This window comes from Clostridium sp., assembly GCF_017888565.1.
Taxonomy (GTDB): Bacteria; Bacillota; Clostridia; order Clostridiales; family Clostridiaceae; genus Clostridium.
The window spans coordinates 20561-44091 of sequence record NZ_JAGHFX010000058.1; the positions used below are offsets into that span (position 1 = coordinate 20561).

Here is a 23531-nt window from a genome sequence, read left to right on the forward strand (position 1 = left end):
TTTGTACATTATTTTAAAAGAATATTAACATTATAAAATAAGTTTCATATAATGCATATGAAAAACTATCATAGGAAGTGTAAAATATGTCCATAATAAGTAAGTTGCTTTATAGGACAATTATAAGTTGTGGAGGAGTCGTAGAAAGAAAATTTAATAAAGAAACTAAAAATTTTAAGAAAGTAAATAATGACTTGTTGTTTGATATTTTATCTAAAAATTCTAGTAGTGAAATAGGGCATAAATTTGAATTTAAAAATATAATTTCAGTAAGTAATTTTAAGCAAAAAATTCCTTTAACTGACTATTCGTATTATGATAATTATATTGAACGTATGGCTAATGGTGAAAAAAATATATTAATAACACAGAATGTTGAGTATTTTGGGAATACTTCAGGAACCACAGGTAAGCAAAAGTTAATTCCAGTAACAAAGTCTAGCAGAATGAAAGCTGCAAAATATATGGCATTATTGATGACTAGATTATCTTATAATAATTTTAAAGAAAATTGGAATTATGGTAGGGGATTAATGATTGCAGATGTAGTTATGAATACTTATACTGATGGGGGAATACCAATTTGTTCAGCCACGTCAGGTGGTATAAATGGCATGAAAAGATTTTTGCCATATTTATATACATCACCTTATGAAGTTATGAAAATTAAAGATAAGGAAGTATCACTTTATTTACATGTACTTTTTGGATTAAGAGAGAAAAAGTTATTATATATATCTGGAATTTTTATTTCAAACATATTAGATTTATTAAGAGTCATGGAAAAAAATTCAGATAGGTTAGTAAGAGATATTCGTAAAGGAAGAGTAAGCAAAACATTAAATATTGATGAAGAAACTAGAAAAGCATTAAATAAATATTTATCTCCAAATGCTAGTAGGGCAGATGAATTAGAAAAAGAGTTTAAAAATGGATTTAAGGGAATTTGCAAAAGAGTTTGGCCAGAGCTACAATATATAGCAGCGGTTACAGGAGCAAATTTTACAATTTATGATGATATGGTTAATTATTATTCAGGCTCAATTCCAATACATTCACCTTGTTATGCAGCATCAGAAGGTATCATAGGTATGAATCCATATGTTAAAAATATAAGATATGTAATAATACCAGATACGGTTTTTTATGAGTTTATTACAGTAGAAGAATTTAATGAAAATAACCCAATGACATTTTGTGCAGATGAATTAGAAATAGGAAAAAGCTATGAGTTGGTAATTACTACTTATACAGGGCTTTACAGATATAGGTTAGGTGATGTTGTTAGAGTAGTAGGGTTTTATAATGATTCACCCGAAATAGAATTTTTATATAGGAGAAATCAAGTGCTAAACATGGTATCAGAAAAAACAACAGAAGAACATTTAACAGCAGCAATTAATAATACAAAAAATAAGCTTAAACTTAATTTAATAGATTATACAACAGTAGCTGATAATTCAAGAACACCGGGTAGATATCAATTTTACTTTGAAATTAGGGGAAAGGTTACAAAAGAATTAGTTAGGAATATTGAAATCACTTTAGATGATGAACTAAAAAAATGTAATTTAGCATATAAGAGATTTAGAGGTAAAAGTGGGCTAGCTAGACCAAAGGTAATAATACTTGAAGAGGGAACTTTTAATAAGGTGAAGGAATTTTTACTTAGTAAAGGAATTTCAAAAAATCAAATTAAGATACCAAGAGTAGCTACTACAAATAAAAATGTCTTGAATATTATTAATGGTTATAAGATATATTATTAGAATGCTGATAGTATAAAGCTATTTTGTAATTTAATGGATATTTAAAAGAAGGATTTTAGGAGTTGGTTTAGGTTCAAATATTTTTCAATAAATAATTTTTAATAACTATGTTTTATCAATAAGAGGATGTACCAAAATAAATTGATACTGCCTCTTATTTTTCTTGCAATAAAGTTTTAATTTCATTTAATTCTTTTGTTAATTCTTGAATTTGCTTTTCTAAACTTTCTATTTTAGCTATGTTAATATCATTATTTTTGGAGCTAGAAGCACTTGAAGAAGTTGGAGTTACTATATGAAAAATCATTAAAGCCCTCGACGATACAGGAATATGTTGTCGAGGGTTATTTATTAAAAAATATAGGTTGAACTATTTTTAGTGCAATAGCCAATTAATTTCATTAGAACAATAGTAATCTTTATTAGATTTAAGGCTTAATAACTTTAAATCTCCACATCTTACTAATAAAATCTTTTTTTACTCTAGGAATAGTTATACCTACATTCATAAGTTCATCTCCAGCAAAAATTTCTGAAGTTTCAAGGTTCTTATATAAGAAATCTGCATTTAGGCCTTTGAATTTTATTATTCTAATTGAGGTTCCAGGTTCTGATAATATCTTAAAGTAGAATGCTACAAATTCTTCTTGGTTTTTAGATACAAAATTCCAGGCAGCTTCATTAAACTCGAATGGGGAAAGTACTCTGTGGAAAGTGCCAAATTGTATTATATTACGTATTTCTTTATAAACAGAAATTTGTTCCTTTATAAGTTCTTTTTCTTCATAAGAAAGAGAGGTTAAATCTAATTCATATCCAAAGTTACCAGACATAGCTACATGCCCTCTAGTTTCAAGAGGTGTTATTCTACCTACTTGATGATTAGGTGATGTTGATACGTGTGAACCCATTGTTATTGGAGGATAAACTAAACTTGTTCCATACTGTATTTTCAATCTACATATAGCATCAGTATTATCACTAGTCCAAGTTTGAGGCATGTAGTAAAGCATTCCTGCATCAAAACGGCCACCACCACTAGAGCAACTCTCAAAAAGAATATTAGGGAACTTAGAAGTAAGAGTTTCTAATATATAATAAAGTCCTAACATATATCGGTGAGCAGTTTCACGTTGTCTTTCAGATGGTAAAGCTGAAGAACCAATATCAGTCATATGTCGGTTCATATCCCATTTAACATAAGTAATTTTATTATTTGAAAGTATAGATGATAAAGAATCTATCAAATAATCACATACTTCTTTTCTGGATAAGTCTAAAACTAATTGGTTTCTTCCGACAGTAGGTTTTCTGTTAGGAACATGAAGGCACCAGTCAGGATTAGATCTAAATAAATCACTGTTTTCAGAAATCATTTCAGGTTCGAACCATAATCCAAACTCCATTCCTAAACTAGCAGTATAATCTACTAATTCTTCCAATCCATTAGGAAGTTTAACTTTATCAACAATCCAATCTCCAAGAGAAGATAAGTCGTTGTTTCTCTTTCCAAACCACCCATCATCTAAAACAAACAGCTCCATTCCAAGTTCTTTACCTGCCTTTATAATTTTCTTGATTTTTTCTGCATTAAAATCAAAATAAGTTGCTTCCCAATTATTAATAAGTATTGGGCGTACTTTATTTTTAAACTTACCACGACATAAATGAGTAGTATATAAATCATGATATGTTTTTGACATCTCTCCTAAACCGTTAGATGAATAAGTCATAATTACTTCAGGTGTTTGAAATGACTCATTAGGTTCTAAAAGCCAACTAAAATCAAATGGATTTATACCAATATTTACTCTAGTATTACCATAAGGATCTAGTTGAGTTTGAGCTGTAAAATTACCTGAATAGACTAAGTTGAAAGAATAAACTTCTCCAGTATCTTCAGTGGTATTTTTTCTAACTAAAGCTAAAAATGGAGCTTGTTGAGGGCTACTGGCACCACGACAGCTATCTATCATTTGAATCCCAGAAACTATAGGTCTTCTTGCAATATTTTTTTCATTTGTGTGTGAACCATATAATGTAATAAGTTCAAATTCATTATCACGGAAGTCAACACTAGCACTTAGAGCCCTAAGAAGTTTTAAATCTTCATTTCCGTTATTGTAGAAGCGAACAGAACGAGAAATTACATTAAAATTATTAAATACGGTGTATATTAAAGTAGCCCTTAAACCAATTAATGTATCTTCTAAAGTGATTTCTAAGGTTTCAGCATCATTAATATCTAAAGTATATGTACTAGGTAATCCCTCTAAAGTTGGTTTGCCACTATAAATTTTATGAGATTTGTAACGTAAATCAGTAACTGTAGAGCCATTTTCAAGCTGAATTTGATATGCTGGAATTCTAAAATCACCATTTCCATATGCAGGATATTCGCATGGGATAGTATCAAGTGAAAATGTTCTATCTAAAGGGTCTGGATTAGGTGAAAAACCTCTATCTATAAAAGCAATTGGATTACTTCCATTATAATGTTTTATTTTAGCTCCCCAGTATAAATGAGCTAAATATCCATCTTTTATAATTTGAATTATATAGCTTGTGTTTCTTCCCTGTAAATGAAAGATTCTATTTTTTGAATCAAAAGTAATATCCATTTTAAAAACTCCTTTATTTAAACTTTTTAGTATGATTTAATAATATTAAATGATAATTAATATAACAAGAGTAAAAAAAGAAATAGGAGGGTAATATATTGCTAAGTGATTTAAGGGCAACATCTATAGGATTTAAGTTTGTAGCATCTACACCTTTGATTATGATAAAGGGAATAGGTTGGCAAAATAATAAGGATAGTAACTACATTTGGGATAATAGAAATAGAAGTGGAGAATATTGCTTATTTCAATATACATTAAGTGGTGAGGGAGAAATCGAAATTGAAGGAGAGGTACATAGATTAAAAACAGGGGATGCTTTTGTGATAGAGATTCCAGGAGAGCATTGTTATAGGCTTCCTAGTAATTCGAGTTTTTGGGAAGTTGTATATATAGAATTTTCAAAAGAAGCAGTACCATTTTTCCATAAAATTTATAATCTTAAGGGAAACATTTTTTCAGTAGATAAGAATTCATATTTTATAAAGCTTATGTGGAATTTTTATAAAGACGCAATGACTGATAACATACAAAATGTATATCAATGCTCAAGTTATGCTTATCAATTAGTTATGGAATTAATAAATGAGTTTTATCAAGAACAAAAGGATAAAAGTACAGATTCAAAAATAGAAAACTGTAAAAAGTATATAGATAAAAATTATAATAAGCCTATTACTTTAGATGAAATAAGCTCAGAAGTTCATTTATCAAAATATTATTTAACTAGAAAATTTCAAGAACAAATAGGGTTAACCCCAGGTAATTATATTATGAAGACTAGGCTGAAAAAATCAATGGAGTTATTATTACTTGCAAATGATATGGGAATAGATACTGTTGCAAGGGAAGTGGGATTTTCTTGTGGAAATTATTTTAGTAAGGTCTTTAAGAAGAACATAGGTGTATCACCAGGAGAATTCAGAAATAATAACAATAATTATGAGGTAAATAGAATAATTTTTGATAACAATTACAAAAATTATTGAAAGGGTATAGACAAAACAAAAAAAATGTTGTACAATGAACTCGTGAAAAAGGTTACATGGTTTTGAAGATGTGGGAACGATACCTCACAAAATATAAACTATGTAATGATATCAAGGATTTGTTAAAATAATTATTTAACAAATAAAAATTTAAGTATTGTGGGAACGATACCTTAATTTAGGGGGAAGAAGAATGACTAAAAAATATTCAAAGGCAGCTGCTGAAATACTAGAAGTATTAGGTGGAAAAGATAACATTGTTAGTGCAGCTCACTGCGCTACAAGATTAAGAGTAGTTTTAAATGATCAATCAAAGGTAGATATGAAAACTCTTGAAACTATAGATTTAGTTAAAGGGAACTTCTTAAATGCAGGACAATTCCAAATAATTTTAGGTGCAGGAATTGTTGATGAGGTTTATGCTGAATTTATTAAGATAGCTAATATATCTGAAACTAGTAAATCAGAGCTTAAAAAAGTGGCAGAAACAAAATTAAATCCACTTCAAAGAGCCTTAAAAAGTTTAGCAGATATATTTGTACCAATAATACCAGCAATAGTGGCTGGTGGTTTGTTAATGGGTATAAATAACATATTAACTTCATCAGGGTTATTTATTGAAGGTATGTCACTTGTTGAGGCGTATCCACAAATTGCTGATTTAGCAAGTTTGATAAATACTTTTGCTAATACATCGTTTGTATTTTTGCCAGTATTAATTGGGTTCTCAGCAGCAAAAATATTTGGTGCTAATCAATATTTAGGTGCTGTAATAGCTATGCTTATGGTTCATCCAGATTTGTTAAATGGATGGGGATATGGATCTTCGTTATTTGAAGGAACAATTCCAGCTTGGAATATATTAGGTTTTAGTATAGAGAAGGTTGGTTACCAAGGAACAGTATTTCCAGTACTTGCAGCAACTTATATATTAGCAAAAACTGAAAAGGGATTACGTAAAGTTATACCATCAGTTTTAGATAACTTACTAACTCCATTATTTGCAGTATTTATTACAGGTATTTTAACATTCGTAGTAGTAGGCCCAGTTATGCGTGGTGCTGGTAATTTATTAACAGATGGTATTATGTTCTTATATAATACATTAGGACCAATAGGTGGAGCAATATTTGGAGGTCTTTATGCACCAGTTGTTGTTACTGGAATGCATCACAGCTTTATGGCGGTAGAAACTCAACTTTTAGCGGATGTGGCAGTTACAGGTGGAACATTTATATTCACAGTTGCAGCAATGTCAAACATTTCACAAGGAGCAGCATCTCTAGGAGTATTCTTTACAAACAAAGATGCTAAAATGAAAGGTGTTGCATCAGCTTCAGGGATATCAGCATTATTAGGAATTACAGAACCAGCAATGTTTGGGGTAAACTTAAAGCTACGCTATCCATTCTATGCAGCAATGATAGGTGCAGCAGTTTCAACAGCATATACAACATTTGCTAATGTATTAGCTGTTTCACAAGGACCTGCTGGATTACCAGGAATTATAGCAATAAGACCACAATCAATGATTCAATATATAATAGGTATGGCAATTTCATTTGCAGTAACATTTGTGATGACAGTAGTATTTTCAAGAATGAAGAAATTTAACAGTGAAATTGAAGTAGCATAAAAATAAATATATATAAGTATTAGGGATCTAGAAAATTAAATATCTAGTCCCTATAATACTTTAATTATGAAGAAAGCAATTAATGAATTATAATTAAGGAGGAGTCACTATGATAGAGTGGTCTAGAGAAAAGAGATATAGAAAAATAGAAGAAGCAAAAAAAGAAGAAATATTTGAACTAAATAAAAAGGTAAAAGAATGTCCATTTCGTCAAATGTATCATATACAGCCTCCAACAGGATTGCTAAATGATCCAAATGGATTTTCATTTTATAACGGAAAATATCAATTGTTTTATCAGTGGTTTCCATTAGGGCCAGTTCATGGATTAAAGTATTGGTATCATACATCATCAACAGATTTAGTTAATTGGGAAAATCATGGGATTGGAATAGAACCAGGAGATTGGTTTGATTCGCATGGTGCTTTTTCAGGCTCAGGAATAGTAGATAATGATAAACTTTATTTATTTTACACAGGAAATACTAGAGATGAAAACTGGAATAGAGTTCCTTATCAATGTTTAGCAATAATGGATAAAGAAAATAATATTATAAAACATAAAGAACCTATAATAAGCACAATACCAGAAGGATATACAGATCATTTTAGAGATCCAAAGGTATTTAAAGTAAATGGAGAGTTTTATTTAGTAATTGGTATTCAAAATGATGAGTTTAAAGGAAGAATAGTTTATTATAAATCAAAGGATTTAATTAATTGGGAATACAGAGGAGAAGTAAAGACTTCATTAGATAATTTTGGATTTATGTGGGAATGTCCTGATTATTTAGAGCTGGATAATAAAGGGGTTATTATATTTTCACCACAGGGATTAGATAAGGAAGGTGATAAATATGCTAATATTTATCAATCTGGTTATATAGTAGGAGAAAAGTTAAATTTAAATACAGGTGAATTTAATCATGGAGAGTTCGTAGAACTTGATAATGGATTTGACTTTTATGCACCACAAACAACTGAAGATCCAGATGGAAGAAGAATTCTAATTGGTTGGATGGGTCTACCAGAGATAGATTATCCAACTGATAAAAATGGTTGGGCACATTGCTTAACATTACCTCGCGAATTAAAGTTAAATGGAGATAGATTAATTCAAACACCTATTAAGGAGTTAGAAAAATTAAGAAGTAATCATAGAAGTTTAAATGAAAAAATAGAAGCTACAGAAAAATCTTTTGATGAATTTCATGGTGAACAATATGAATTAAACTGTGAAATAAAGGACTTTGAATCTGGAAAATTAGGTTTAAAGTTAAGAGTATCGGAAAATGAGGAAACAGTTATTTCATATGATATAGATAATAATAAATTAACGATTGATAGAAGTAAGTCAGGAGAAGAATTTGCACTAGAATGGGGAACAACTCGTAGCATAGATATAACTTGCAAAACATTAAAGTTAAGAATATTTGTTGATACTTCATCAATTGAAGTGTTTATAAATGATGGAGAAAAGGTATTAACTTCAAGAATATTCCCATCTAAGGAAAGCAGGGGAATAAAGTTCTTTGCTACTGAAAAATGTAGTATAAGGGCAGATATATGGAGTATTAATGAAGAATAGGAGTGATATATAGTGAGTAAAGTTATAGCAATAGGTGAAGCATTAATAGATTTTATTCCACATGAAAAAGGAAGAAAATTAAAGAATGTAGATAACTTTTTAAGAGTACCAGGAGGAGCACCATTAAATGTGGTAGCAGCAGTGTGTAAGCTTGGTGGTAATGGTAAGATGTTAACAAAACTTGGGGAAGATGCATTTGGAGATATAATAATCGATACAGTTGAGCCTTTAGGTGTTGATGTATCAGGGATATTAAGAACAAAGGAAGCAAATACAGCATTAGCATTTGTATCCTTAAAGGAAGATGGAGAAAGAGATTTTTCATTTTATAGAAATCCAAGTGCAGATATGTTATTAACAGCTGAAGAAATAAAAGAAGAGGATTTTAATTCAGGAGATGTTCTGCATTTTTGTTCTGTAAGCTTAATAGATGCACCAATAAAGAGAGCACATAAAAAGGCTATAGAATATGCTACAAAAAATAATTGCATAATAAGTTTTGATCCAAATATTAGATTGCCATTGTGGGAAACATCAGAAAAATGCAGAGAAGCAATTTTAGAGTTTATACCAATGGCAAATATACTTAAAGTAAGTGATGAAGAATTAGAATTTATTACAGGAATAAAGGATGAAAATAAGGCATTAGAATCATTATTTACTGGGAATGTGAAAGTGGTAATATATACAAAGGGGACAAATGGAGCAGATTTTATTACTAAAAATAATATCTCATTTGCACCATCATATAAGGTTAAAGTAGAGGATACTACAGGAGCTGGGGATTCATTTATAGGAGCTGTGTTATATAAAATTTCATCTAACAATTTAACTATTAATGATTTAGTAGATTTAAGTGAAGAAGAGAAAAAAGAAATTCTTGTTTTTGCAAATGCAACAGCAGCAGTAACGGTATCTAAAAAAGGTGCAATTATAGCATTACCAACTATAGAAGAAGTTAATAAAATGATAGCAAAAAAATAAATAACTTTCTAGGAGATGACTTTTATGGAAAAGAAATGGTGGCATGATTCAGTAGTTTATCAGGTTTATCCACGTAGTTTCATGGATAGTAATAATGATGGTATAGGTGATATAAATGGAATAATATCCAAACTTGATTACTTAAAGGAGTTAGGGATAGATGTTATTTGGTTAAGTCCTGTTTATAAATCTCCTAATGTAGATAACGGATACGATATAAGTGATTATTGTGACATAATGGATGAGTTTGGAACTATGGAGGATATGAAAAATCTAATAAAAGAAGCAGAGCTTAGAGGTATAAAAATAATTATGGATTTAGTAGTTAATCATACCTCAGATGAACATATGTGGTTTAAAGAAGCGAGAAAAAGCAAAGAAAATCCATATAGAGATTTCTTTGTTTGGAGAGATGCTGTAGATGGTGGAGTTCCAAATGAATTAAAATCAAATTTTGGTGGAAGTGCATGGACGTTAGAAGAAACAACAGGACAATACTATCTACATCTTCATGATAAAAGACAACCTGATTTAAATTGGGAAAATGAGACTTTAAGGAAAGAAATATATAAAATGATGAATTTCTGGCTAGAACTTGGAATAAAGGGATTCAGAATGGATGTTATAGATTTAATAGGAAAAGAGCCAGATAAACTAATAACTCAAAATGGGCCTAAGCTACATTATTATATACAAGAAATGTACAGAGAAACCTTTGGAAAATATGATGTATTAACAGTAGGAGAGACCTGGGGAGCAACACCGGAGATAGCTAAGTTATATAGTGATCCAAATAGAAATGAACTTAGTATGGTTTTTCAATTTGAAGTTATATCACTAGATAAAAAGCAAGGGAAAAGAAAATGGGATTTAGCACCTCTTGATTTTATAGCTTTTAAGGATACTTTTAGAAAGTGGCAGGTTGAATTACATGATAAAGGTTGGAATAGTTTATTTGGAAACAATCATGATTTGCCAAGAATGGTTTCAAGATGGGGAAATGATAAAGAGTATAGGGTAGAGTCAGCAAAAATGTTAGCAACTATGTTACATATGCAAAAAGGGACTCCTTATGTGTATCAAGGTGAAGAAATAGGGATGACAAATGTAAAGTTTCCATCAATAAATGATTATAATGATATAGAAGGCTTAAATATGTATAAGGAAAGAATAGCATTAGGGTATTCAGAAAAGGAAGTAATGGAGTCATTATATGCAAAAGGAAGAGATAATGCAAGAACACCTATGCAATGGGATGGAAGTAAAAATGCTGGATTCACAACGGCAAAACCTTGGATTGGTATAAATGAAAATTATAAATATATAAATGTAGAAAAAGATATGAATAGAGAGGATTCAATTTTTGAATACTACAAAAAGTTAATAAAATTAAGAAAAAAAGAAGATATTATTAAATATGGAACTTTTGAATTATTATTAAAAGATCACAAAGAAGCGTTTGTTTATACTAGAAGTTATAATGATGAAAAGTTACTTGTAGCTTGCAATTTTTATGGTAATGATATTACTATAGATTTAGGTGAAGAATTTGAATCTAGAGACGCATACGTATTAATATCAAATTACAATGAAAATGATGTATTAAATTCACAGATAAAACTTAGACCGTATGAGGCTGTAGTTTATAAATATGTTTAAAGTTTGATAATAGGAGTAATCAATAAAATAATTAACTAGTATTTTATTGATTATGTATAAGGCAATGAAAAAAACACTTTCATTGCCTTATTTTAATATACTCTTTATAATAGAATTATGTTTTATAGAGATTAGTAACATAGGTTAAAATACTTATGTTTACTGAAAAAAAGTGAATTTAGGTGATGAATATGAATATAATAGAATTTGCTAAAATAGCAGGAGTTTCAAAATCAACTGTATCTAGATATTTTAATAATGGCTATGTAAGTGAAGAAGCTAATGAAAAGATAAAGATTGCTATAGAAAAAACAGGATTTAGACCTCAAAGGCAAGCACAAAGTATGAGAACTAAGAAAACAAATTTAATAGGAGTAATTGTACCTAAAATAAGCACTGAAACAGCTCCAAGAGTTGTAGAGGGAATCTCAGATGAGTTAAGTGTTCATGGATATGATATATTGATAGCAAATACTAACCTGGTTATAGAAAAAGAAATAGAATATTTAAAGATGTTTAAAAGTAATCATGTAGATGGAATAATTTTTATGGCAACGAAGGTTACAGAGGAACATTTAAAGGTTATGAATGAAATAGCTGTTCCTATAGTGGTAGTAGCTCAAAATATAGATGAATATCCATCAGTATATAATGATGATTATAATGCAGCTAGAGAAGTAGTTAAATATATAATAAATAAAGGATATAGAGAAATAGCTTTTATAGGAGTATATGAAGAGGATATTTCAGTTGGTTTTGAAAGAAAAAGGGGATATCTAGATGAATTGAAAAGTAATAAAATAGAGATTAAAAAAGATTTTATTAAGATAGGTGACTTTAATGTTGAAAGTGGGTACAATCTTACTAAGGAATTAATGAAGTCTAAAGAAAAGCCAAAGGCAATATTTGCAGTTACAGATAATATTGCGGCAGGTGCTATTGAGTATTTAAAGGAAAATAACTATAATATTCCAAGTGATATAGCTATTATGAGTATTGGTGATTCGAAAATATCTAGATTTGTAGATCCAAAACTTACAACAGTACATTACTACTATAAGACAGCAGGTGTAGAAGCAGCTAATATTTTATTAGAATTAATAAAAGATTCTGTAGTATCTTCAAAAGGTATTACTAAAAAGGAAATACTACCTTTTCGAATAGTAGAAAGAAATAGTATATAACTATAAATTGAACTAATGTATAATTATAACTTAATTACTTATGCTTGATTAGATTAAATATATTTAATCTAGGTGTATGTCAAATAACTCTTCAGGAGTTTTATAGTTAAGTATTCTCCTTTGCAGAGCATTTATCCAATCTTCTATGAAATAAATAGCATAAGAAGAATAATTCAATATACGCTTTCCATTTGGATAAAGGAGCGTATTAGATCATTATGACCTTCATAAGTACGCTTCTTAAAAGATGAATATGGGTTGGTGAAATAGACTTTTATATCTGTTTCTGAATCAGCAAACTCTGAGAATTATCACCAGTTATAATTTTAAGTACTTGGTTAAATTGTTCTCAATATAAGTTGTGAACCCTACTAAGAGCATCCGTAACTACATAAGCAGTTTTAGTTACAATATCAAGAATAATAGCATATCTAGTTTTATGCTCTAAAATAGTTAAAAGTACATTGTCATTGTTTGATTTTTCGCCAATAACAGTATAATTCAGAACAGTGTTTATAGATATACCTAGTTCTTTTGCTATTTTATATACTAAAAATTCATCTTTAAGTCTAATTTTAATGGTTATACGTTCCTTGAAATCCAAGTGCTTATTTTTACGTGATCCTGTGTTATTATTTTGATAGTTCATAGTGATTATCCTCCGTGTTGAGTTTTGTTTAGAGATTAAATAATAACACAGATAATCCACTATGGATTTTTTATTTACAATTAGTTCAATTTCATCTTACAAAAAGTCAATAAATAATTTTTAATAACTATGTTTTATCAATAAGAGGATGTACCAAAATGAATTGATACTACCTCTTATTTTTGTTTTAATAAAGTTTTAATTTCATTTAATTCTTTCGTTAATTCTTGAATTTGATTTTCTAAACTTTCTATTTTAGCTATGCTAATATCATTATTTTTGGAGCTAGAAGCACTTGAAGAAGTTGATGTGCTTGAAGTATTGCCATTTGTGCTTGTAGAATTATTACTACAAAAAGGATTACTAATATTATAATTCTTTGGGTCATAGTATCTACCTGGCCCTGATTCGAAATATTGTTGTTGAGCATTAAATACTAAAATAATTTGACCAATTAATTCCAACCAGTTTCCAATAAGGTTTTGAACATTAAAAGGAATATTTCCAGCTATTATATTACCAATTATTTCACTTATTATTGCAAAAAGCTCTGGTGGTATGGTTTGGAATGGGCTTGGTGGTATGTCATTACAGTTAGTAGTATTATTATTGTTATTATTATTATTATTGCTATTATTAGTATTGTTATTAGTAGTAGTATTATTACTATAAGATCTTATTAAATCTTCAAAATTTCCCCAACCATTAAAATTCATATTTTACCTCAATAAAAGTGATTATATTTATTATATTAGATATATACTAAAAAGTACTAGATTAAAATATTATCTTTCAAAAATATTAAATATTATTTATGAAGATGCTATTGAATTTGTGCTGATAAAAGAAATTTTTTATTGAGCAAATAGAAACTTACTTAGTGCAAAATAGTTCACAAATATATAAAATATTAAAGATATATAATTTATTATTATAAAAGAAAAGTCATCTACATAGTACAAAAGCACTGTAGATGACTTTTTAAATTTATTACTTTGTATAATTATCGAAATAACCTTGAATGAATATAATAGGAGTTCCTTTATCTCCACTTCCTGATGTTAAGTCAGATAATGATCCTATAAGGTCAGTAAGTCTTCTTGGAGTAGTACCTTGGGCTTCCATAGCTCCAACTAAATCTGATTCCTTATTTTTAATATATTCTGATATTGCTTTCTTAAGTTCTTCACCTTTTAAATCAGCAAAGTTATTATCAGCAAGATATTTTAATTTTATTTCATTTGGTGTACCATTTAAGCCTGATGTATATGCAGGGGATACTACTGGGTCAGCAAGTTCCCAAATCTTACCCACTGGATCTTTGAAAGCTCCATCTCCATAAATCATAACTTCAACATCTTTTCCTGTCTTTTCCTTAAGAATAGCCTGGATATTATCAACTACAGGTTGACAGTTACGAGGGAAAAGTTTAACAGTTTCTTCTGTTGATTTATTTGAACCTAATAAACCATAAGCTTCATTACATCCACTTCCATCAATAGATTCACATAATATATTATCAAGGCTATAAATTTTTTCTCCGCCGTTTGCTTTTAAAATTTTCTTAGTTCTAAATCTTGTATGAATGTCACAAGTAAGAACGCTCTTTGTATAATTTAATATAGTTTTAGGATTGTTTGAGAATATTACTTCACATTCAACACCATATTCTTCTATTAAAGATTTATAATAATCAATATAATCAACACCTGTAAAAGGATGTTTATTATATCCAAATAGATTACGGAATTCTTGTTCTGTTAAAACATCTGTCCAAGGATTAACACCTTTATCATCTAACATATCTAAATCAACTAAGTGATTTCCAACTTCATCAGATGGATAGCTTAACATTAATACTATTTTCTTAGCTCCTTTTGCTATACCACGAAGGCAGATTGCAAAACGGTTACGACTTAAGATAGGGAAGATTACACCAATAGTATCGTCACCAAATTTAGATTTAACATCTGTAGCAATATTATCTATAGAAGCATAATTTCCTTGTGCACGTGCAACTATTGATTCAGTTACAGTAACAATATCTTTATCGTTTATAGTAAAGCCTTCAGTTTCTGAAGCTTTAAGTACACTTTCTACAACTATATCTTCAATTTTATCGCCTTCTTTAATGATTGGGCAACGAAGTCCTCTAACAACTGTACCAACAACTCTTTCCAAAATAATCTCTCCTAACAATTTAAATTTATTTTCAAATATTCTTACTATTGTAATATACCTCAAAAAATGATATAAGTAAAATAAATAGAATGAATATGTGGTATAAGGAGTACTTATATGATTACTAAATTAGATTTATATAAGGTGTTTTGTCAGGTAGGAAAAAGTAAAAGTTTCTCTAAAGCATCAAATGAGCTTTACATGACACAACCAGCAGTGAGTCAAGCTATAATGCAATTAGAAAGAGAATTAGATATTAGACTTTTTAATAGAACATCAAAGGGAGTAACCTTAACTAATGAAGGAAGTCTCTTATTTGAATATGTAAATTCAGCAATTAATTTAATTAATGTAGGAGAAGAAAAAATATTAGAATTTAAAGATTTAACTGTTGGAGAATTAAAGATTGGTGTAGGAGATACTATATCTAAGTATTTTTTGCTACCGTATTTAGAGGTTTTCCATAATAGATATACTAATCTTAAATTTAAGATTATAAATGGAACTACATTAGAATTATGCGCTTTAATTAAGTCAGGGGAAATTGATATTGCAATTTGCAACTTACCAATTGATGATCCTTCATTAGAATTTATAACTTGTGGGGAAGTTAGAGATATTTTTGTTTGTGGAGATAAGTATAAGGAATTAACAAAGAAGAAAATTTCATTAGAAGAAATGGTTAAATATCCTTTGATATTTCTAGAACCTAATTCAAATTCAAGAAAATATGTAGAGAAATTCATGCTATCAAAGGGGATAAAAATCTCACCAGAATTTGAACTTGGATCTTTTGATTTATTATTGGAGTTTGCAAAGATAAATTTAGGTATTGCTTGTGTAGTAAAGGAGTTCTCGAAGGATTATTTAGAAAAAGGATTATTGTATGAGGTTAATGTTTTAGAAAAAATACCTAGTAGAAGTATTGGAGTTTGTTATTTAAAGAGTGTGCCACTTTCATTAGCTTCTACAAAATTTGTTGAGATATTATCTTGTGAGTTAAGTGACAGGAGGGAGTAGTGTTTAGATAACCTGGAAGGGGGATTGTTATGAAGAAATTAGCAAAATTGCTGAAAAAATTAATGTACAAGATTATAATATGTATGTTGAATCGGATAATGAAGGGACAAGAATTATTATATTTGAGAAAAATGAAAGAAAGATGTATAAATCTATATTTGTAAAAGAAAAAAGACAATTAAAACTAATTGGCTTAGAATCAAGCCAAAAGCTGTTAATTAATGATAGAATATAAAAATAATATGGATACTTAAATGAATATCTAACTAAGATAAATTTAGAAGAAATAAAAATGAATCTACTACTAGTTTAAAGATCAGTAGTAGATTCATTTTTTGAATGATTCTAATATATTCTATCGCCATTAAAAATTGAATTTTTAACAACTACGTAATCAACAGTTCTTATTGCATCTAGTTTTTTGCCTCCTGCATAGGAAATAGATGATTGAAGGTCTTGTTGCATTTCTATTAAGGTATCTTTTAATGAACCTTTATATTCCACAAACATTTTCTTTCCTTCAACATTTTTTCTTTCACCTTTTTGAAATTCGGAAGCAGAACCAAAGTATTCCTTATAAAGCTTTCCGTCTTTTTCAACAGTTTCACCTGGAGATTCTTCATGTCCAGCAAACAGAGAACCTATCATAACCATAGAGGCACCAAATCTAATTGATTTAGCGATATCACCATGAGTACGAATACCTCCATCTGCAATAATTGGCTTAGTTGCAGCTTTTGCACACCAACGAAGTGCAGCTAATTGCCAGCCACCTGTACCAAAGCCTGTTTTAATTTTAGTAATACATACTTTTCCAGGACCAATCCCTACTTTTGTAGCATCTGCACCGGCATTTTCTAACTCTCTTACTGCTTCTGGGGTTCCTACATTTCCTGCAATAACAAAACTTTTAGGTAAATGCTTTTTTATATGCTGAATCATATTAATAACTGCATTAGAATGTCCATGAGCAATATCAATTGTTATATATTCAGGTGAAAGGTTTTCTCCTTCTAATTGTTCGATAAATGCATATTCTTCATCCTTAACTCCAACACTTATAGAAGAAAATAAATTTTTTGCTTTCATATCTTTAATAAATTGTATTCTGCTCTCTGGATTGAAACGGTGCATTATATAAAAATATCCGTTTTCTGCCAGATAAACTGCGACTTTTTCATCTATAATAGTTTGCATATTTGCTGGAACTACAGGTAATTTAAAAGTTCTTCCTCCAAGAGTTATAGATGTATCACATTCAGAACGACTGTTTACTATGCATTTTGCTGGTATTAGTTGTATATCTTCATAATCAAAAACGTTATCCATTTTTACCTCACTATATCCGAATAATTTTTGTAAATATATATTTATAATTCGTTTATAGGATATATTATACATATATTTCAGAGAGATGTCAAAATTAATTAAAGTCTTTTTTATACTTATTTTATTATGACTATCAAAATATTATTTGTTTTAACTGTGTAACCTTTAATAAAAAACAATACAAAGCAAAGGAAGTTTATTATAATAAGTATATTAAAATTAAATTTGAATATGGAGTTTAATATATGAACAAAATAGAAAATATCTTAAAGATAAAAGGATATGATAAATTTAAGTGTACAGCAGATAAATGTAAGTTCACTTGTTGTAAAGGGTGGGATATAAATGTAGATACTAAAACTTATAATAAGTGGAGGGAAAAAGATGATCTTAATTATCTTTTAGATAATGTAAGGTTTATAAAAATTAATGGGGAAAATACATATTTAATAAAAAAAGAGACAAAGGGGAAGTGTCCTTTATTAAGTGAAGAAGGGCTATGTAATATAGTTATAAACCATGGTGATGAAAATTTATCTTTAACTTGTAAGAACTTCCCTAGAATAGAAAATAAATTTGAGGATGTAAAAGAACTTACTTTATCATGTTCATGTCCTGAAGTAGTTAATATAATTAGTGATATGAAAGAAAAAAATTATATAGAGTTTAATGATTATCTTTCTTATATTGAAAATTTAGGCTGTTTAAAAATAAGAGAGAGCTTAGTTAATATACTCCAAAAAGATGAAATAAGTATAGAAGGTAAGCTTATCATTTCTTATAATATTCTTCTTAATATGATGGATAGTGATGATTTAACTTATGAAGATTTAATAGAGTTTTTAGATAAATATAGATCTAAAAATTATATAAAAGAAGAATTAAACAAATACAAATGCTATGAGAGTAAAGATACTGCAGAGTGTTTAAAAGAAATAAATTCATTATTTATAGATATAATAGAAAACTATAGAAATGTTTCTATTTTTAAAGAAGCTTTAAAGGATATTTATAAATTTAATAAAGAAATTAATATAGAATATCTTTTAAAAGAGTGGAAGGACTTTAAGGATTTATTTAAAGAGTATGATAATTTAATTGAAAACTGCATTGTATCAAAAGTTTTGAGTAGTTGTGTTAGTGATGATTTAGAAGAAATGATTATTTCTATCGAATTGATTATATTGGAATATTTATTTATAAGACATGCTGTATTTTTAAGATATAGTATTAATGTAAAAAAAGAAATTAGTATCCAAGATGTAAAAGATTATATTGTAATTTTTTCAAGAATTATAGGTAATAATTCTGATGCAGTAATGGAATTCTTATTAGATATTTTTGAAAGTGAAATATTAGAATTTGATTATATATGTTCTTTAACTTTAGTCTAATAGTAATAATTAAAAAATAGTACACAAATGTTAAGAAGGGAGATAATATAAGTGGAAGAAATAAGAAATAGAATAAAAAAATTTAGAGATGATAGAGAATGGTCACAATTTCATACGCCTGCCAATTTAGCAAAGGCAATAAGCATTGAGTCAGCTGAATTATTAGAACATTTCCTTTGGGATGATAATTATAATAAAGAAGAAGTATGCGAAGAACTAGCAGATGTTATGATATATTGCTTACATATGTCAGATTCTTTAGGTGTAAATATAGACGACATAATGAATAAGAAAATGGATAAGAATGAAAAGAAATACCCAGTAGAAAAAGCTAAAGGAACAAGCAAAAAGTATAAAGAACTTTAAAAAATAATATAAGTATAATCTAATTCAAATATTTAAATTTATACAAAAAAGGAGTTGTCACAGAAAGCCATTTTAATTGTGCGACAGCTCCTTTTTAAAAGGTTCATATATAAATATCAAGGATATTATGCAACTTTTTTTACAAGCTTAGTACTACGTCTAACTTTTTGATTTGATTTTACAGATTGTATTGTAGAAGCTAAAATTATTGATATTAAGCATAAGGCTCCAATAACTATGAATGTGGATTTAAAGCCTCCTGTTAATGATGATATAAATGAACCTGAAATTGCTCCTAAGCCAAACCCTTGATATATAATTCCATAGTTCTTAGTTTGATTATTAACACCAAAGAAATCTCCTACTATGGCAGGGAATACTGTAATATTTCCTCCAAAACAAAATGCAATTGATGCAACACAGGCAAAGAATATAGCAAAGTTTAAATGCATGAAGCTTAGTATAAATACTGAAATAGTTGTAATTGAAAGTGATAGTATTACTACTTTTAATCTACCGAATTTATCTGATAAGGCACCTAATATAATTCTTCCAGCTGTATTGAATATTGCTACCATAGCAACTGCATTTGCGGCTACATCAGGTGTCAGTCCAACTAGTTCAACACCAATATCTTTAACTATCCCTATTAGATAAAGACCGCTCATGCATGCTGAAAAGAATATTACAAATAAAGCATAAGCTTCTTTTGTTTTAAGCATTTCTTTTACTGTAAACTCCTTTGTGTTTTTATTATCTTTAGAATTACTGATCACTAATGGAGCATCCTTTAAAAGTTGAGAACCTATTAATATTAAAGCCATAGCTATAAGACCCCAGTATAAAAATGCTTGTGAAACTCCGACATTATTAATTAGGCTTCCATTTATATATTTAAAAATTAAACTACCTGTTCCATAAGCTCCTACTGAAATACCAGAAATAAGTCCTTTTTTATCAGGGAACCATTTAATACAATTTGAAAGTGTTGTAATATATGCTATACCGTCGGCAGCTCCAACTATTACACCTGCTGTAATATAAAGCATAGGTAATGAAGAATCAAATGATGTTAATATTAAGCCAAGTCCTAATATTAAGCCTGCAATTGAAGTAAGTTTTCTAATTCCTAGCTTGTCCTGAAGTTTACCAGCTGCTAATGTAGATACTGCTAAAGCAAAACTAGTTATGGAGAAGGTAATAGCAACCTTATTTAATTGAAAGCCAAATTTATTTACTAGGGGTTGGTTAAATAAACTCCAAGTATAAATTGTACCTAATCCAAGTTGGGTAATTACTGAACCTAAAACTATTAACCAACGATTTTCTGATACTTTTTTCATCTCATTCACCTCTAATTTTATTTTTACATATATAGCATTTACTAATTTTTATAACGAAACACTGTTTATGTTTTCATTATAAATCCGTAAAAGATAAAATTATTATTTTATGAATGAAATACAAAAAAGTTTGAATAGAATGCAATTATATATGCATGAGTTGCTTGAATTCTTTTACATTACTTCTGCTTACAGGTACTTCATAATCAATATCTTGAAGTTTCAAATTATAGGTACTATTAAACCAAGGTATTATTTCTCTTATTTTATTGACATTTACTATATAGGATCTATGGCATCTAAAGAATATATCTTTAGAGAGTTTTTCATAAAAATCAGATATACTTAGGTTAACTGAATACTCCTCATTTTTAGTAAAAACATAAGTTATTCTTTCTCTTGCTACACAATAATATATATCATTAATATCTACAACTATTATTTTTTCATTTTTCCATAGATTTATCTTATTTGATATGCTATGTTTAGGAGAATTACTTTTTGAGTTATTATCAAGATTTTCTAACTTTTTTAACATTGAGACAATTCTAGATTCTGAATAAGGCTTTAAAATATAATCAAAAGCTTCAACTTCAAAGGCTTCAACAGCATGTTCTTTATATGCTGTTATAAAAACTATATAAGGTTTTTTTGTAAATTTACTTATACTTTTAGCAAGTAAAACACCATCTAATGAAGGAATATTTATATCTAAAAATATAACATCAATTTCATTATTTTGAATAAATTTAAGAACCTCTATTCCATCTGTAAATTCTGAGACTATATCTATTTTACTGTAATTTTGAATAAAATATTTAAGTTCTTCTCTTGCTAAGAATTCATCATCAACTATTATTGCTTTCATATATCTCACCCTCTTATATTTTTTTCTTTATATAAAATTCTATCATAGTTCCTTTATCTAGTCTTTTTATGTTAAGACCTTCTCCATAAATAAGCTTAATTCTTGAATGAACATTATAAAGACCTATTTTCTTTTCTGGAACATTATCAGTATAAATATTATTTATCATTTCTTCACTTATTCCTAAACCACTATCTATTATAGAAATTTTAACTTTCTCATCCTCATCCTTTAAACTTATTTTAACTGTTCCATTATGATTATCCTTTAAAATTCCATGGACTATGGCATTTTCAACTAAAGGTTGTATTGTAAGGCTTGGTATTTTAATATCAACATCATCTATATCATAGATAACATTTAATTTATCACCAAATCGAGCCTTTTCTATTTCAATATAATCTTTTACTTGTTTAAGTTCTTTTTTTACATCTATAAATTCACTGTTTAATTCTAAATTAAATCTTAAATAACTTGATAAATTTATTATAAGTTCTCTTGCATTATTAGGATTTATTCTTATAGAAGAAGCTATAGCATTCAATGCATTAAATAAAAAGTGAGGATTAATTTGTGTTTGAAGGGCTTTAAGCTCTGCCTTATTAGCCATTTCCTTCATTTCTTCAACTTTTGATACCTCCATAAGAGTTGAAATAATTTGTGAAAGTCCCACAGCAAGAGTTTCTACAGTATAAGTTATGTTATTAGAAGCTCTATAGTATATTTTTAAAGCACCGATAACTTCATTTTTCTCTTTAAGAGGTATAATAATTGCTGATTTTAAAAGTGATGTTTTTTCTTTAAAACCAGTATTTTTTATAACTATTTTACCACTACTGATAGCTTCTTTTGTTTCAGAATTTATAATTTCATGACCAATATTATAATATTCTTTACCAATACCACTATAAGCTAATATATTTTTTGTGTCAGTTATTGAAACAGCATCAGCTTTAATATCCTCTTTTATAATTGTACATATTTTATTTAAAGACTCACTATTTATTTTTCTAAAATAAGGAAGAGTTTTATTTGCGATATCTAATGCTAGTTTTGCTTGCTTAGCAGAAATCTTTTCCTTATCATTTTCTATACTTTGAACTAATAAAACAATAAATCCCACACATATTTGCCCAATAATCATTGGAGCTGCGATTTTAGATACTATGTCATAACCCAATGAGTGGGGCCTACTTAATAGAAGTATAAGTATCATTGTAATGGTCTCGGAAAACATTCCAGCTATTATTCCTGCTATCCATCTATAGTTTCTTTTTATTTTTCTATTAATATACCCAGAGATTATTCCAGCACATATACTGCTTATTAGGCAGGGAATAGAAGTTATTCCTCCTATATCTATTAGATATCTATGAACTCCGGATATTACTCCTGTTACTATTCCAACAACTGGACCAAATATTATTCCTCCAGATACTATAGTGATAGTTCTAACATTTACTAAAGACCCTTCTACATTAAGGCCTGTATATGTTGATAGTATTGCAAATATAGAAAAGACTGTACAAGCAATTAAGTAATCCTTTTTTCTATAGGTATCTCTTTGAAATATATTTCTGAAACTTTGTAATCTAGTTATAGTAAATAAACATGCAAGAAGTAATACGGCTCTATCCATAAATTGAATTAATATATTAATTATGTAATCCAAGTTAACATCTTCTCCTTTCTTAAGATAATTTATCTATATATAATTCTACTTTTTTTCTTATTATTTGTTAAGCAAATAAAAAAATAACAAAATATAAGTTATTAATATTAACAAAGAAGATGTAGATGAAGATAATATTAAAATTTATAAAATAAGGTGATAATATCTGTATAGCATTAAGTATTAAATTAAATAATAGATAACTTTTTTAGGAATATGGATTTAGAATATAATTTTAACTATAATAAAAATAATTGCCTTTATTTATATAAAATTTGT

Annotated in this window: 19 protein-coding genes and 1 pseudogene; 11 read left to right on the forward strand and 9 right to left on the reverse strand. The window is 28.3% G+C overall.

Annotation, left to right across the window (positions count from 1 at the left end):
• Window positions 1–86 precede the first annotated feature (86 nt).
• The gene (locus J7M87_RS10835; protein ID WP_291651068.1) at window positions 87–1769 is read left to right on the forward strand and encodes a GH3 auxin-responsive promoter family protein; all 1683 of its coding nucleotides are present in this window, start codon (window positions 87–89) and stop codon (window positions 1767–1769) included.
• 154 nt (window positions 1770–1923) lie between these two features.
• Here J7M87_RS10835 and J7M87_RS10840 read toward each other — a convergent pair whose 3' ends face one another.
• Together J7M87_RS10840 and J7M87_RS10845 are read right to left on the reverse strand one after the other, a co-directional pair.
• Window positions 1924–2076 carry a FlxA-like family protein gene (locus tag J7M87_RS10840; RefSeq protein WP_291651069.1) on the reverse strand — a complete coding sequence of 51 codons (153 nt, stop codon included), beginning with the start codon at window positions 2074–2076 and terminating at the stop codon, window positions 1924–1926.
• A 121-nt stretch (window positions 2077–2197) separates the two neighbouring features.
• Window positions 2198–4390, reverse strand: a complete 2193-nt coding sequence (locus tag J7M87_RS10845) for an alpha-galactosidase (protein ID WP_291651070.1) — start codon at window positions 4388–4390, stop codon at window positions 2198–2200.
• A gap of 98 nt (window positions 4391–4488) precedes the next feature.
• Here J7M87_RS10845 and J7M87_RS10850 point away from each other — a divergent pair, with 98 nt between their 5' ends.
• The 6 genes from J7M87_RS10850 to J7M87_RS10875 all read left to right on the forward strand — a co-directional run bounded on the left by J7M87_RS10850 (window position 4489) and on the right by J7M87_RS10875 (window position 12430).
• A complete protein-coding gene (locus J7M87_RS10850) occupies window positions 4489–5379 on the forward strand; it encodes a response regulator transcription factor (protein ID WP_291651071.1) in 891 nt (296 codons plus the stop codon).
• Window positions 5380–5572: 193 nt separating this feature from the next.
• Window positions 5573–7015: a sucrose-specific PTS transporter subunit IIBC gene (locus tag J7M87_RS10855; protein ID WP_291651072.1), complete on the forward strand. Its 1443-nt coding sequence runs from the start codon at window positions 5573–5575 to the stop codon at window positions 7013–7015.
• A 109-nt stretch (window positions 7016–7124) separates the two neighbouring features.
• The gene (locus J7M87_RS10860) at window positions 7125–8603 is read left to right on the forward strand and encodes a sucrose-6-phosphate hydrolase (RefSeq protein WP_291651073.1); all 1479 of its coding nucleotides are present in this window, start codon (window positions 7125–7127) and stop codon (window positions 8601–8603) included.
• A 12-nt stretch (window positions 8604–8615) separates the two neighbouring features.
• Complete coding sequence (locus tag J7M87_RS10865; protein ID WP_291651074.1) at window positions 8616–9587, forward strand: carbohydrate kinase; 972 nt, start codon at window positions 8616–8618, stop codon at window positions 9585–9587.
• 24 nt (window positions 9588–9611) lie between these two features.
• Window positions 9612–11246 carry an alpha-glucosidase gene (locus J7M87_RS10870; protein WP_291651075.1) on the forward strand — a complete coding sequence of 545 codons (1635 nt, stop codon included), beginning with the start codon at window positions 9612–9614 and terminating at the stop codon, window positions 11244–11246.
• A 191-nt stretch (window positions 11247–11437) separates the two neighbouring features.
• Window positions 11438–12430 carry a LacI family DNA-binding transcriptional regulator gene (locus tag J7M87_RS10875; protein ID WP_291651076.1) on the forward strand — a complete coding sequence of 331 codons (993 nt, stop codon included), beginning with the start codon at window positions 11438–11440 and terminating at the stop codon, window positions 12428–12430.
• A 63-nt stretch (window positions 12431–12493) separates the two neighbouring features.
• Here J7M87_RS10875 and J7M87_RS10880 read toward each other — a convergent pair.
• The 3 genes and pseudogenes from J7M87_RS10880 to J7M87_RS10890 all read right to left on the reverse strand — a co-directional run bounded on the left by J7M87_RS10880 (window position 12494) and on the right by J7M87_RS10890 (window position 15260).
• Window positions 12494–13079 (reverse strand): annotated as a pseudogene (locus J7M87_RS10880) (IS30 family transposase).
• 176 nt (window positions 13080–13255) lie between these two features.
• A complete protein-coding gene (locus J7M87_RS10885) occupies window positions 13256–13795 on the reverse strand; it encodes a hypothetical protein (RefSeq protein ID WP_291651077.1) in 540 nt (179 codons plus the stop codon).
• 274 nt (window positions 13796–14069) lie between these two features.
• Complete coding sequence (locus J7M87_RS10890) at window positions 14070–15260, reverse strand: coenzyme F420-0:L-glutamate ligase (protein WP_291651078.1); 1191 nt, start codon at window positions 15258–15260, stop codon at window positions 14070–14072.
• 117 nt (window positions 15261–15377) lie between these two features.
• Between J7M87_RS10890 and J7M87_RS10895 the strand changes: the two genes are divergently transcribed.
• On the forward strand, window positions 15378–16280 hold the full coding sequence (locus tag J7M87_RS10895; RefSeq protein ID WP_291651079.1) for a LysR family transcriptional regulator: 903 nt from the start codon (window positions 15378–15380) through the stop codon (window positions 16278–16280).
• Between the two features lie 79 nt (window positions 16281–16359).
• Window positions 16360–16515: a hypothetical protein gene (locus J7M87_RS10900; RefSeq protein ID WP_291651080.1), complete on the forward strand. Its 156-nt coding sequence runs from the start codon at window positions 16360–16362 to the stop codon at window positions 16513–16515.
• 110 nt (window positions 16516–16625) lie between these two features.
• On the opposite strand, the gene guaC is transcribed toward J7M87_RS10900, so the two are convergent.
• Window positions 16626–17609 carry a GMP reductase gene (gene guaC / locus J7M87_RS10905; protein ID WP_291651081.1) on the reverse strand — a complete coding sequence of 328 codons (984 nt, stop codon included), beginning with the start codon at window positions 17607–17609 and terminating at the stop codon, window positions 16626–16628.
• A gap of 245 nt (window positions 17610–17854) precedes the next feature.
• Here guaC and fliB point away from each other — a divergent pair, with 245 nt between their 5' ends.
• Window positions 17855–19003 carry a flagellin lysine-N-methylase gene (fliB, locus tag J7M87_RS10910; RefSeq protein WP_291651082.1) on the forward strand — a complete coding sequence of 383 codons (1149 nt, stop codon included), beginning with the start codon at window positions 17855–17857 and terminating at the stop codon, window positions 19001–19003.
• Window positions 19004–19054: 51 nt separating this feature from the next.
• The gene (locus tag J7M87_RS10915; protein ID WP_291651083.1) at window positions 19055–19369 is read left to right on the forward strand and encodes a nucleotide pyrophosphohydrolase; all 315 of its coding nucleotides are present in this window, start codon (window positions 19055–19057) and stop codon (window positions 19367–19369) included.
• A 125-nt stretch (window positions 19370–19494) separates the two neighbouring features.
• On the opposite strand, the gene J7M87_RS10920 is transcribed toward J7M87_RS10915, so the two are convergent.
• The 3 genes from J7M87_RS10920 to J7M87_RS10930 all read right to left on the reverse strand — a co-directional run bounded on the left by J7M87_RS10920 (window position 19495) and on the right by J7M87_RS10930 (window position 23252).
• The gene (locus J7M87_RS10920; RefSeq protein ID WP_291651084.1) at window positions 19495–20712 is read right to left on the reverse strand and encodes an OFA family MFS transporter; all 1218 of its coding nucleotides are present in this window, start codon (window positions 20710–20712) and stop codon (window positions 19495–19497) included.
• A gap of 145 nt (window positions 20713–20857) precedes the next feature.
• Window positions 20858–21580, reverse strand: a complete 723-nt coding sequence (locus J7M87_RS10925) for a LytTR family DNA-binding domain-containing protein (RefSeq protein WP_291651085.1) — start codon at window positions 21578–21580, stop codon at window positions 20858–20860.
• 13 nt (window positions 21581–21593) lie between these two features.
• Window positions 21594–23252 (reverse strand): sensor histidine kinase, encoded by a 1659-nt coding sequence (locus J7M87_RS10930; protein ID WP_365845308.1) that lies wholly within the window; start codon window positions 23250–23252, stop codon window positions 21594–21596.
• Window positions 23253–23531: the final 279 nt, after the last annotated feature.

Excerpts from the sequence above, each read along its gene's own strand:
- guaC (WP_291651081.1), bottom strand. The coding sequence starts at position 17,609 with ATGGATAACGTTTTTGATTATGAAGATATACAACTAATACCAGCAAAA.
- J7M87_RS10895 (WP_291651079.1), top strand. The coding sequence starts at position 15,378 with ATGATTACTAAATTAGATTTATATAAGGTGTTTTGTCAGGTAGGAAAA.
- fliB (WP_291651082.1), top strand. The coding sequence starts at position 17,855 with ATGAACAAAATAGAAAATATCTTAAAGATAAAAGGATATGATAAATTT.
- J7M87_RS10875 (WP_291651076.1), top strand. The coding sequence starts at position 11,438 with ATGAATATAATAGAATTTGCTAAAATAGCAGGAGTTTCAAAATCAACT.
- J7M87_RS10840 (WP_291651069.1), bottom strand. The coding sequence starts at position 2,076 with ATGATTTTTCATATAGTAACTCCAACTTCTTCAAGTGCTTCTAGCTCC.
- J7M87_RS10885 (WP_291651077.1), bottom strand. The coding sequence starts at position 13,795 with ATGAATTTTAATGGTTGGGGAAATTTTGAAGATTTAATAAGATCTTAT.
- J7M87_RS10925 (WP_291651085.1), bottom strand. The coding sequence starts at position 21,580 with ATGAAAGCAATAATAGTTGATGATGAATTCTTAGCAAGAGAAGAACTT.
- J7M87_RS10845 (WP_291651070.1), bottom strand. The coding sequence starts at position 4,390 with ATGGATATTACTTTTGATTCAAAAAATAGAATCTTTCATTTACAGGGA.
- J7M87_RS10870 (WP_291651075.1), top strand. The coding sequence starts at position 9,612 with ATGGAAAAGAAATGGTGGCATGATTCAGTAGTTTATCAGGTTTATCCA.
- J7M87_RS10860 (WP_291651073.1), top strand. The coding sequence starts at position 7,125 with ATGATAGAGTGGTCTAGAGAAAAGAGATATAGAAAAATAGAAGAAGCA.
- J7M87_RS10855 (WP_291651072.1), top strand. The coding sequence starts at position 5,573 with ATGACTAAAAAATATTCAAAGGCAGCTGCTGAAATACTAGAAGTATTA.
- J7M87_RS10900 (WP_291651080.1), top strand. The coding sequence starts at position 16,360 with ATGTATGTTGAATCGGATAATGAAGGGACAAGAATTATTATATTTGAG.
- J7M87_RS10920 (WP_291651084.1), bottom strand. The coding sequence starts at position 20,712 with ATGAAAAAAGTATCAGAAAATCGTTGGTTAATAGTTTTAGGTTCAGTA.
- J7M87_RS10835 (WP_291651068.1), top strand. The coding sequence starts at position 87 with ATGTCCATAATAAGTAAGTTGCTTTATAGGACAATTATAAGTTGTGGA.